Consider the following 10,980-nt stretch of genomic DNA (forward strand, 5'->3'; position numbering starts at 1 on the left):
CCGCCCCCCCCCCCGCGCCGCGCCACCCCCGGCGGCGCGTACCCCAACGACGACCGCCCAGCGGCCTCCGCCCGGAGGCCTGCAACCAGCGCACCAGCGTCGAACGCTGCATCAGCCGCTCGGAGTTGGCGCGGCCCGGCCGCCCGGTGGGGGACGACCCGCCACCGCCCTCCGGGCGGGTCTTCACATCGCGGCTAACCCGCCGGGGCGGCGGCCGGCGCCGCCGTCGGCGAGGGCGTGGCCGGGCGGCGGGGGCGACAGAACGCCAGGTAGGAGGCGGTGGCGAGCAGCGCGCAGGCCAGGACGACGACGGCCAGCAGCACCGCCGACGGCTTGCCGCCCAGGCTGCTGAGCGGGGCGACGACGGCGCCGCAGAGGAAGTTGCCGGTGCCGATCAGCGCGGAGGCCGAGCCGGCGGCCTGCGGGGCGACCAGGCTGAGCGCGTGCGCGGCGGTGTTCGGCAGCACCACGCCGAGGCTGCCCATCAGGACGAACAGCGCCGGGCAGACCCCGAGCAGGCCGAGGTCCCAGACGGCGGTCACCAGGACGAGGGCCACTCCGGCGGCGACCGCCGTGCCGAGTCCGGCGAGCATCAGCGCGACCGGCGTGAAACGGCGGGCGAGCACGCGCCCGTTGAGCTGGGTGACCGCGACGATGGCCAGGGAGTTGACGCCGAACAGCAGGCTGTAGGCCTGCGGCGACACGTGGTAGACGTGCTGGAGCACCACCGAGGAGCCGCTGATGTAGCCGAACAGCGCGCCGAACGCGAAGGTGCTGGTCAGCACGAGGCCGAGGAACGGCAGGTCGCGCAGCAGGCCGCCCATGGTGCGCAGGGTGCCGGCGAACCCGCCGCGGTGGCGGTCCGCGGCCGGCAGGGTCTCGCGCAGGGCGGCGAAGGCGATCAGGGCGAGCAGCAGGCCGAGGGCGGTGAGGGCGCCGAAGGTGCCGCGCCAGGAGGTGACGCGCAGCAGTTGGGCGCCGACCAGCGGGGCCAGGATCGGGGCGAGGCCGGATATCAGGCTGATCGAGGCGAGGAAGCGGAGCATCGCGACGCCGGCGAACCGGTCGCGGGCGACGGCGCGGCCGATCACGATGCCTGCTGCGCCCGCGGCGCCCTGGACGAAACGGGCCGCGATCAGCACGGGCAGGGTGGGGGCGAGGACGCAGACGACGCTGGCCAGGGTGTAGACGGCGAGGCCGGCCAGCAGCGGCGGCCGGCGGCCGAACCGGTCGCTGAGCGGTCCGAAGACCAGCTGACCGGCGGCGACGCCGAACATCGAAAAGGTCAGGGTGAGCTGGACGGCGGCCGGTTCGGCGCCGAGGTCGTCGGCGATCGCGGGCAGGCCGGGCAGGTAGAGGTCGGTGGTGAGCGGGCCGAGGGCGACCAGGCCGCCGAGGACGGCGGTGGTGACGCGGCCGGGCCCGGCGGTGCCGGTCGGGCCGGAACCGGTGGGGGTGGCGGGGGCGGTCGACGTCTCACCGGCGGGGCCGGCGGTCGGACCAGGCATGGGGCTCCTCACGGGACGGGGCGGGCGCTGGGTTTCCTCGCTCCGTCCTACCCCAGCGGCCCGGGCCCGCGACACCCGGGGGCGGCCACGCGGACCACCGCCGGCGGTCACCGAGCCCGCGCCCTGCGCCCGGCCCGCGCCCGGGTCTGCCTCGGCTCCCCCGGCGCCCGGCCCGCCTCAGTGCTTGGTGTGCTGACCGGCGCGCAGGGCGGCCTGGACGGCGGCGCCGTCCTGCCAGGCGTACAGCTGGTTGCCGGTCAGGGTGACGTTGTAGTGCCCGCAGGTGCCCGTGACCTTGGCGGCGACGCCCTCCGGGAACCAGCCCGCCTTCAGCGTGGCCGGCATCGGGTGGGTGCCCTTGCCGGGGGTGACCGTGGTGCAGCCGGCGGGCAGCCGGCCGTCCGGCAGGGTGGCGGTCAACAGGCGGTCGTCGCCGGTGGTGGACATCAGGTACCGGACGGAGGAGGCGTTGTCCGGCAGCCAGGCCGGCATCGTGCGGCGGTCGGCCTTGGCGTCGGTGCCGGTGGCGTAGCTGGCCTGCTCCTGGTGGCGCCCGTCGTACCAGTCGGAGACCCGTGGGCCGACCGCGACGGCCGCGACGGCGACGGCCATGCCCGTGCCCGCGACTCCGAGTGCGACCTTGCTCGCGATGCCGCTCATACCCCGCCCTGCCCTTTCCTGTCCGGTGCCACCACTGGCGGTGGCCCGTGTCCGCGCTGCTGCCCCGGTTGCGTCCGGCCCGCGGCGCCGGGGCCGCTTCCGTCCGGTTTTCCGGGGTGAGTCCATCCTGACCCGGAGTGGGCTGCCGGGGCGTCACCTGGAGGTCGCGACCGTTCCTCCGACCGCAGGGGTACGGTCTCCACCTTCAGGGGTACGGCCGGTGCCCCGGAGCCGGGGTCGCCGGCCGTACCCCCGTGCGGCGCGGCCGGTCAGACGGCCGTCGGGACGGCCGGGGCAGCGGGGGCGGGCTCGGCCACCGGGAACGGGCGGCCGTCCAGGGTCCAGTGCGGGTCGATGGGCCGGCCGAGGGCTGCGTACACCTGGGCGGCGACGTCCGGGTGGCGGATCTCCCCGACGGGCGGGGCGGCGGGGATGCCGGGGCCGGAGCAGGCCACCCAGGCGGTGCGCTCCTCGACGGTGCGGCCGCCGTGGCCACCGGCGTCGACGTGGCCGTGGTCGGTGACGACGATGACCGTCCACGCCTCCTCGGCGTAGCCGGCCCGGCCGCGCACCGCGTCGAGCAGCCGGCCGAGGCGCTCGTCGGCGGTGCGCATGGACGCCCGGTACTCCTCGCCGCAGCCGAGGAAGTGGGCGGTCTCGTCGACGGCGCCGAGGTAGACGAAGGAGGCCTCGGGGTCGGCGGTGGAGAGGACGTGCACGGCCTCCCGGGTGACCTCCTCGTCGACGGTCTCCCAGGCCTCGGGGGTGTCCTCGGCGGCGGCGATGTAGGAGAGCCGGCCGGGTGCGCGGAACAGCGGGCCACCGGACTCGTTGATCATCAGCGGGTCCCAGCCGGCGGCGACGAAGGTGCGGCGGCGGTCCCCGCGGGCGAGGCGGGTGGCGAAGTCGGGGAAGACGTCGAGCCGGTTGCCGCCCAGGTGGTTGCCCCAGACGCCGTGCTTGGCGGGCTCGACGCCGGTCACGATGGTGGCCCAGCAGGGTCCGGACATGGTGGGGGTGGAGTCCGCCACCGTGACGGGTGCCAGGAACCCCGCCTCGGCCACCTCCGCGAGTCGCGGCATCGGGACCTGGTCCAGCAGGTCGTACCGGACGCCGTCGATCCCGACGACGAGGACCCGGGGTCGGGGCAGCGGAGGTGTGAGCATGGAGTTCCCTTTCACGATGCGCAGCCGGCCGCACGCCCGCAGGCGCCGCCGACCGCGACATGCTGCCCGGTCCGCGGGACCGGCCGGTGTCGCCCGGCGGAACGGCGGGTGTCCGGGCGGCGGCGGGCGGCAGCGAGGCAACCCGCGGGCCGGGCGGGAGGCGGACGGGCGGCGGACGGGTGACGACTGACAGATGACAACTTTCAACTTCTGTTCGCTGAAATCTGTCATCTGTTATCTGTCAGCTGCTATCTGTCAGCCGCCAGCTGCCACCCGCCTGTCAGACGCGCCCGGAGCGCACGAACCGCCGGTCGGCGGACCGCACCTCGGCGGCCGGCCCGGCGGCACGCAGGACCACGTCCAGGACGCGCGCCGGATCGGCGGCGTAGGAGTGCGCGAACCACGGCAGGTTCGCCTCGACGACGGCCCAGCCTTCGGCGGGGTCGTAGGGGTCGAGCAGCGAGCCGACGTCGAGGGCGACGGCGCTGGGGAGCGTCGCGCCGACCTCGGCCAGCAGGCGACGGGCGAAGTCGGCGGCCCCGGCAGTGAACGGACCGGGGTCGAGGCGACCGAAGCGGGCGTACCGGCTGCCGGTGACCACCTCCCCGTCGAGCACGAACAGCCGGTACTCGGCGCCGAACGTCACCGGGTCGCTGACCAGGACGGGGGTGTCCGGCCCGATCCGTTCGCCGTGGCGCGGGAGCCGGGTGCCGTCCGGGTAGACGGCCGGCGGGAGCGACTTGTCGGACGGAGGCTTCACGAAGGCCGGGCGGGTGAGCGTCCAGGCCTCGGCGAGCGTGGTGAGCTCGATCCGCCGGCCGGTGAACTCCTCGGGCAGCCGGGCGAGCCAGTCGTCCTCGGGTTCGAGCAGGGCGAGGCCGAGCGGCCCGGCGATCCGGGCGGCGGCGAGCGGGCCGCCGTACCAGTGGACGGGGCGCCCGGCCAGCCCGTCGACGGTGGCGGGTCCGGTGGGGACGGCGGTCTCCAGCCCGCGCGCGGCGGCGGCCTCGGCGAGCAGGACCGTGGTGCTGGTCCGCTGCGCCGAGGTGAGCAGCACCGGGCCGTCGCCCGGCGGGCGGGGCGTCACCGCGCCGGCCGGAACTCGTGGACGACCTCGATGCGGCCGACGATGTGGCGGTTGAACTCGTCCAACTCCTCCGCGGGCACCCAGAGTTCGAGGATGGTCCGGCCGCCGGCCTGCTGTACGGGGTAGCGGGCCAGGAAGGCGGTGTCCACCTCGAACCGGGTGACGTAGCCGACGCCGGAGGCGGGGACGTTCCAGTCGCGGGCGATCCGGATCGCGTAGTCCTCGTTGAGCACCGGGTAGAAGATCGGCTGGTCGGGCAGCCGGGGCGGCCAGGCACGCCAGCCGGCGGCCTCGACCAGCGCCAACTCCTGGGGCCCGGTGGGTCGCCAGAGGGTGGTGGTGGCCGTGGCGCCGGGTTGCCGCTGACTGGTCATGACGAGGGACGGTAGCCGGGCCCGGGTCGGCCCGGCCACCGGGTTTCCGGCAGTCCAGCGGGTCTCCGGCAGTCCGGCGGGTCTCCGGCCTGCCGCGCGGGAGCGGAGCGGCCGTCAGCGGTAGGCCGACTCGCCGGTGATCGCCTCGCCGAGCACGAGGGTGTGGATCTCGCTGGTGCCCTCGTAAGTGAGCACCGACTCCAGGTTGTTGGCGTGCCGCAGCACCGGGTACTCGGTGGTGATGCCGTTGGCGCCGAGCACCGTGCGGGCGCTGCGGGCGATCTCCAGGGCGGCGCGCACGTTGTTGAGCTTGCCGAAGCTGATGTGGGCCGGGCGGGCTGCGCCCTCGTCCTTGAGCCGGCCGATCCGCAACGCGACCAGGTAGGCCTTCTCCACTTCGAGCATCATCTCGACCAGCTTCTGCTGGGTGAGCTGGAAGCCGGCGATCGGGCGGTCGAACTGGACGCGGCTCTTCGCGTAGTCGAGGGCCGCGGTGTAGCAGTCGCGGGCGGCGCCGACAGTGCCCCAGAGGATGCCGTAGCGGGCCTCGTTGAGCGAGGAGAGCGGTCCGCGCAGGCCGGTGACGTCCGGCAGGACGGCGTCGGCGGGCAGCACGACCTCGTCGAAGGACAACTCGCTGGTGACGGAGGCGCGCAGCGACAGCTTGCCGTGCACGTCGGTGGCGGTGAAGCCGGGGGTGCCGGGCTCGACCAGGAAGCCGCGGACGCCGTCCTCGGTCTGCGCCCAGACGACCGCGACGTCGGCGATGCTGCCGTTGGTGATCCACATCTTGGAGCCGGAGAGCACCCAGTCGGCGTTCTCGCCGGCGCCCTTGCGGCGGGCGCGGGTGCGCATGTTGGCCGGGTCGGAGCCGAAGTCGGGCTCGGTGAGGGCGAAGCAGCCGATCAGCCGGCCGGCGGCCATCCCGGGGAGCCAGCGCTGCTTCTGCTCCTCGGAGCCGAAGGCGTGGATCGCGCGCATGGCCAGCGAGCCCTGGACGGAGACGAAGCTGCGCAGCCCGGAGTCGGCGGCCTCCAGTTCCATGCAGGCGACGCCGTAGGCGACGGCGGTGGAGCCGGTGCAGCCGTAGCCGTCCAGGTGCATGCCGAGCACGCCGAGGGCGCCCAGTTCGGGGCCGATTTCGCGGGCGGGGAAGACGCCGCGCTCGAACCAGTCGGCGAGGTGCGGGCGGATCCGTTCCTCGGTGAACGTCCGGACGGTGTCGCGGATCAGTCGTTCCTCGTCGGTGAGCAGGTCGCCGACGGCGAGCAGGTCGGCCGGGTCGATCCGGGTCGGCTTCGCCATTGAAGCTCCTTGTCGTCCTTGTAGTCTTCGATCTTCGGCGGGCACCGGCGAGTATTCCGCACCGGGCCGGGCTGCGGGTGGGGGCGAGGGAGTGAGCATGTACACAGTGGGGCGGTTGACGGCGGACGAACTGGCGGACGCGGCCGGGCAGCTGGCGGACCTGCTGGTGGACACCGTGGACGGCGGTTCCTCGCTCGGCTTCCTCGCACCGCTGGACCACGCCGACGCGGCGGCCTGGTGGCAGGCCCTGGTCCCGGACGTCGCGGCCGGACGGCTGCTGCTCTGGGCGGCCCGCCCGGACGGCCCGGGCGACGGGGACGCGAACGGCCCGGACAGCCCGGACGGCCCCGACGGAACGGATGGAACGGCCTGGACGAACGGCACCGCACCGGCCGTCGGCCGGATCGCCGGGACGGTGCAGCTGCGCCCCGCCACGCCCGCCAACGGCCGGCACCGCGGCGAGGTGGCCAAGCTGATGGTGCACCGGACGGACCGGGGGCAGCGGCTGGCCGGATCGCTGCTGGCCGCCCTGGAGGCGGAGGCGGCCGGTCGCGGCATCCGGCTGCTGGTGCTGGACACCGAGACCGGAAGCCCGGCCGAGCGGATGTACGAGGCCGCGGGCTGGACGAGGGTCGGCACCGTGCCCGACTACGCGACCGACCCGGCGGGCGTCCCGCACCCGACCACCCTCTTCTTCAAGGCACTCGGCTCCCCGGGATCCGGCGCGTCGGTAGGATGACCGCTTCGGCAGTCCGCGGCAGCCGGACCGAGGGGGGACCATGGCGCGTTGGGCACTGGTCGTCGAGGAGACCGAGGGCCTCGGCAACGACCGGATCTGGGGCAGCAAGGTGCTCGCCGAGATCGAGGGCACCCGCGAGGAGGCCCTCGCCGAGCTGAAGCGGCTCGTCCCGGCGTACACCCCGCCGCACCCGTTCAACAGCCGGCAGCGCACGCTGCTCCGGGACGGCGACACCTACCTGCTGATCTCCAAGGGCAGCATGCGCGACTACCACTGCGTGTTCAAGGTGTGGGAGCTGCTCTGGGACAGCAAGCGTCCCGAGATCCAGCAGGAGCGCCTGGCCGCCGACGGCAGCACCGGCTGAACCGCGCCGGCCCGGCCCGCACCGGGCGGTCCCCCACCGACCGTCCCCCGGCCAATCCCCCACCGGCCCAGCGGTACCGAGCCCGCGCCGGCGGGATCCGGCGCCTTCGCGGACGGCTTCAGGCGACCCCGCAGAGCCGGAGCACGGCCGTGGTCGCCGCGCCCGCCACCACCACGAGCGGAAACGGTGCCCGGCGCAGCGCGAGCAGCCCGGCGACCAGGACACCCGAGGGGCGCGCCCAGCCGGCGAACCCGTGTCCCTGGGTGAGGGCACCGGTGGCGACCAGGGCGACCAGCAGCACGGCGGCAGCCACCGCGAGCAAGTGGCGCACCCGGTCGGAGAGGGTGAGGCGGTGCCCCAGGGCCGGGCCGGCGATCCGGAAGGCGTAGGTGCCGGCGGCGAGCAGGAGGATGGCGAGCAGCGGCATCAGTGGACCTCTTCGGTGATCGGTGCGGACGGTCCGGAGCCCCGGGACGTTCGGCCGACGGGCTTCCCGTTCCCCGGATGCGGCTCGGGGTCCGGCACCGACTCGGGGTCCGGCGCGGGCTCGGCGTCCGGCACCGGGTCGGGCCCGGCGGCCGCGCCGCGGCCGGCGAACACCAGGCCGAGGAGCGCGAGCAGCACTGGCAGCCCGCCGGGCAGGTACGGCGTGGCGGCGACCGCGACGACGGCGCCGGCCAGGGCGGCGGCGCGGGTACGGCGGTCGGTGAGCGAGGGCAGGACCAGGGCGAGCAGGACGGCGGGGAAGGCGGCGTCGAGGCCGAGCGCGCCGGTTTCGCCGATCAGGCCGCCGGCGAACGCGCCGAGGACGACGGAGGCGTTCCAGACCGCGAACAGGGCGACTCCGCAGAGCCAGTACGCGGCCCGGCGGCGGCGCCGGTCGGGCTGGAGCAGGGCGAAGGCGGCGGTCTCGTCGGTCAGCAGCTGCGCGCCCAGCAGGCGCCGCCACCAAGGGCCTTCGAGCACGTCGGCGACGGTGAAGCCGAACGGCAGCAGGCGGGCGTTGAGGACCAGCCCGGTGGCGACGGCGGCGACCGCGCCCCCGCCGGAGAGCACCAGGCCGACGGCCGCGAACTGCGAGCCGCCGGCGAAGACGAGGAGGGACATGGTGATCGGCACCCAGACCGGCAGGCCGCCCGAGACGCCGATGGCACCGAAGGAGGCGCCCACCAGTGCGTCGGCGAGGCAGACCAGGGCGATGTCCCGGAGCGTGACACGGTCGACTGTTCGGAGGAGCGAACGCATGTCCAGTAGAGTGAACCCGAGAGCTTTCGTTCGTCAAGTCGAACGGATGGACCTGTGGAGCGAACGCGGATGACTGTCAACGACGACGGGGCGGACCCGCAGTCCGGCACCCCCGACACCCCCGGCACCCGAACCCCCGGCACCCCGAGTCTCGGCGCCTCCGGACCGGGCTCCCCCGGCTCCGGCTCGGAGCTGATCGGCCTGATCTCCGCCTCGATCCGGCGCGAGCGCGAACGGGCCGGCCTGTCGATGGCCGAGCTGGCCCGGCGGGCCGGGATCGCCAAGTCCACGCTCTCCCAGCTGGAGGCGGGCGCCGGCAACCCCAGCGTGGAGACGCTCTGGGCGCTCGGCGTCGCGCTCGACGTGCCGTTCAGCCGGCTCATCGACCCGCCGCGGCCGGTGGTGCGGGTGATCCGGGCGGGCGAGGGGCCGGTCACCCACTCCGAGCGGGCCGACTACGCCGCCACCCTGCTGGCCTCCTGCCCGCCGAACGCCCGGCGCGACATCTACCGGATCGAGGCACAGCCGGGTGAGACCCGCGCCTCCGATCCGCACATGCCGGGCACGGTCGAGCACGTCCTGCTCGGCGCCGGGCGGGCCCTGGCCGGACCCACCGGGGCGCCGGTGGAGCTGGGCCCGGGCGACTACGTCAGCTATCCGGGCGACGCCCCGCACGTCTTCCGCGCCCTGGAGCCGGGCACGCTGGCGGTGATCGTGATGGAGCACGTCTGATCCGTCACACCACGCCGCCGCGGACTCACGGGTTGACGGTGGATCAGATCTTCAACAGTCGGTCCAGGAAGGGGTTTCCGAACACCCGGTACGGGTCGTGGCGGTCCAGCACGGCGACCGCCTCGTCCCAGCCGGGACCGCCGCCGTCGCGGTGGCTGGCGGGGATGGCGTGGTCGAGCACGTCCGGATCGGCCCAGGCGGCCTCGTCGGTGTAGGCCCAGCCCTTGGACCACTCGACCCGCAGCCCGGCCCGGGTGCCGTCGAAGGTGCGCAGCAGGAACTGTTCGAGCTCGCGGGCGAAGCGGTGCAGCCCGGGCGTGCCGGGGAGGGCGAGGACGTCGAGCCAGACGGCGGTGTCCCATTCGGGGCGGTCGGGGCGCGGGCGCAGCGCGGAGAGCAGGGGCGGCCGGGCGCCGGGGACGCCGCACCAGGCGGGGTCGTCCAGGCCGGTGACCCGGATCTCCACCGCGCCGTTCACCGGGAACTCGCCGCGCGCCCGGTAGTCGGCGAGCAATTTCCGGTAGTGGTCGGCGAATTCGGCGACCACCCACTGGAGGTCGGCGCGCCGCGCCAGGACGGCGTAGCCGTTGGCGGTGACCCGCAGGGTGGTGGGCCGGACGTACTGCAGCAGGGTGCGGGAGGGGCCCCACAGGTCGGAGCGCAGGCCGCCGGCCAGCAGGTGGGTGAGCACGTCGCCGGTGAGCAGGTCGCGGAGCAGGCCGCCGGAGAGCAGGACGTCGGTGAGGTCCCCGGTGAGTCCGATCTTGGCGATCAGGTACTGGAGTTGGCCGAAGAGCGGGGCCGAAGCCCAGGCGCCGGCGACGAGTTGGCCGGCCAGTCGGGCGACCGGTTCCGGGACGCTGTCCGAGAACGGGTAGTTGTACGGCTCGTCGACGGCACGGGAGACCAGCGGCCGGTTCGGGGCGACGCTCCAGGTCTTCAGCCAGGGGTACTCGGTATAGGCGAACCAGATCGCCTCGGCACGGCCGTCGCGGTCGACGAAGTCGGCGAAGGTGCGGGGGCGGCCGAGCAGGCCGGTACCGCCCGGGCGGGCGAAGAGTTCGCCCGCCGGGATGTCCAGCCGGCTGACGCAGCGCAGGGGCCGGTCGGCGCCGGCCCGGAGCACCACCTCGGTGACGAAGGCCCGGCCGAGGTGGACGAGGAAGGCGGCGCTGTCGGCCTCGGCGCGGTCGAAGGTGCGCAGCACGTAGCGGCCGGTGGCCGGGTCGTGGACGACCGCGGTCAGCCGGGTGACCTGGTTGCTGAGCGAGCCGTAGCCGTGCCCGTCCGGGCGGGCCTCACCGGCGGCCGGGACGGCGGTGCCGTGGCCGCCGATGGCGAGCACCCCGCCGACGGTCAGTTCGCCGGGCGCGGGGCAGTTGGCGACGCCGAGGCCGCGCCCGGCGAGGTGGGCGAGCAGGGCCTCCATGGTCGCGCCGGTCTGGACCCGGACGGTGGCCGGCGAGTCGGCGGTGATCGCGGTGAGGTGGCGGGTGGTGTCCAGCAGCAGGACGCGGGCGGCCTCGGGGGTGCCGTCGGCGACGGTGAGCGGGGCCCAGGTGTGCCGGTGCCCCTGGGCGCGCAGCCGCCAGCCGTTGGCGCGGGCCCAGTCGGCGAGCAGCGGCACCTCCTCGGGGGTGCGCGGGGCGCAGGTCCAGAGCTGGTCGGTGCGGACCTCGCCGGACCAGTTCTGGTAGACGCGCTGGTACAGCTCGGCGCCGGCGGGCAGGGCGGGCGGCACCGGGGTGGCGGCCCGGGCGTGGTCCGGCCCGACGGTGCCGCGCAGCAGCCAGCCGCCCC

At 75.2% G+C, this 10,980-nt stretch carries 12 protein-coding genes; 3 read left to right on the top strand and 9 right to left on the bottom strand.

Annotation, left to right across the window (positions count from 1 at the left end; all coding sequences use genetic code 11):
- Window positions 1-194 precede the first annotated feature (194 nt).
- The 6 genes from ABZ885_RS28015 to ABZ885_RS28040 all read right to left on the bottom strand — a co-directional run bounded on the left by ABZ885_RS28015 (window position 195) and on the right by ABZ885_RS28040 (window position 6,100).
- Complete coding sequence (locus ABZ885_RS28015) at window positions 195-1,508, bottom strand: multidrug effflux MFS transporter (protein WP_360194265.1); 1,314 nt, start codon at window positions 1,506-1,508, stop codon at window positions 195-197.
- A 177-nt stretch (window positions 1,509-1,685) separates the two neighbouring features.
- Window positions 1,686-2,168 (bottom strand): hypothetical protein, encoded by a 483-nt coding sequence (locus ABZ885_RS28020; protein ID WP_360194268.1) that lies wholly within the window; start codon window positions 2,166-2,168, stop codon window positions 1,686-1,688.
- A gap of 269 nt (window positions 2,169-2,437) precedes the next feature.
- The gene (locus ABZ885_RS28025) at window positions 2,438-3,334 is read right to left on the bottom strand and encodes an alkaline phosphatase family protein (RefSeq protein ID WP_360194271.1); all 897 of its coding nucleotides are present in this window, start codon (window positions 3,332-3,334) and stop codon (window positions 2,438-2,440) included.
- Window positions 3,335-3,614: 280 nt separating this feature from the next.
- Complete coding sequence (locus tag ABZ885_RS28030; RefSeq protein WP_360194275.1) at window positions 3,615-4,421, bottom strand: ATP-grasp domain-containing protein; 807 nt, start codon at window positions 4,419-4,421, stop codon at window positions 3,615-3,617.
- Complete coding sequence (locus ABZ885_RS28035; RefSeq protein WP_360194278.1) at window positions 4,418-4,795, bottom strand: ADP-ribosylation/crystallin J1; 378 nt, start codon at window positions 4,793-4,795, stop codon at window positions 4,418-4,420. The genes ABZ885_RS28030 and ABZ885_RS28035 overlap by 4 nt, the downstream gene beginning before the upstream one ends.
- Before the next feature lie 114 nt (window positions 4,796-4,909).
- Window positions 4,910-6,100, bottom strand: a complete 1,191-nt coding sequence (locus ABZ885_RS28040) for an acyl-CoA dehydrogenase family protein (RefSeq protein WP_360194281.1) — start codon at window positions 6,098-6,100, stop codon at window positions 4,910-4,912.
- Window positions 6,101-6,197: 97 nt separating this feature from the next.
- Here ABZ885_RS28040 and ABZ885_RS28045 point away from each other — a divergent pair, with 97 nt between their 5' ends.
- Window positions 6,198-6,839 carry a GNAT family N-acetyltransferase gene (locus tag ABZ885_RS28045; RefSeq protein WP_360194284.1) on the top strand — a complete coding sequence of 214 codons (642 nt, stop codon included), beginning with the start codon at window positions 6,198-6,200 and terminating at the stop codon, window positions 6,837-6,839.
- A gap of 40 nt (window positions 6,840-6,879) precedes the next feature.
- Window positions 6,880-7,203: a hypothetical protein gene (locus ABZ885_RS28050; protein WP_360194287.1), complete on the top strand. Its 324-nt coding sequence runs from the start codon at window positions 6,880-6,882 to the stop codon at window positions 7,201-7,203.
- A 118-nt stretch (window positions 7,204-7,321) separates the two neighbouring features.
- On the opposite strand, the gene ABZ885_RS28055 is transcribed toward ABZ885_RS28050, so the two are convergent.
- Complete coding sequence (locus tag ABZ885_RS28055) at window positions 7,322-7,630, bottom strand: AzlD domain-containing protein (protein WP_360194290.1); 309 nt, start codon at window positions 7,628-7,630, stop codon at window positions 7,322-7,324.
- Window positions 7,630-8,448 carry an AzlC family ABC transporter permease gene (locus ABZ885_RS28060; protein WP_360194293.1) on the bottom strand — a complete coding sequence of 273 codons (819 nt, stop codon included), beginning with the start codon at window positions 8,446-8,448 and terminating at the stop codon, window positions 7,630-7,632. Before ABZ885_RS28060 ends, ABZ885_RS28055 begins: the two co-directional genes overlap by 1 nt.
- A 69-nt stretch (window positions 8,449-8,517) precedes the next feature.
- Between ABZ885_RS28060 and ABZ885_RS28065 the strand changes: the two genes are divergently transcribed.
- Window positions 8,518-9,180 carry an XRE family transcriptional regulator gene (locus ABZ885_RS28065; RefSeq protein WP_360194296.1) on the top strand — a complete coding sequence of 221 codons (663 nt, stop codon included), beginning with the start codon at window positions 8,518-8,520 and terminating at the stop codon, window positions 9,178-9,180.
- Between the two features lie 43 nt (window positions 9,181-9,223).
- Here the strand turns inward: ABZ885_RS28065 and ABZ885_RS28070 are convergent, their stop codons facing one another.
- A complete protein-coding gene (locus ABZ885_RS28070) occupies window positions 9,224-10,921 on the bottom strand; it encodes a cholesterol oxidase substrate-binding domain-containing protein (protein WP_360194299.1) in 1,698 nt (565 codons plus the stop codon).
- Window positions 10,922-10,980: the final 59 nt, after the last annotated feature.

The sequence above is a fragment of the Kitasatospora sp. NPDC047058 genome, assembly GCF_040643935.1.
Classification (GTDB): domain Bacteria; phylum Actinomycetota; class Actinomycetes; order Streptomycetales; family Streptomycetaceae; genus Kitasatospora.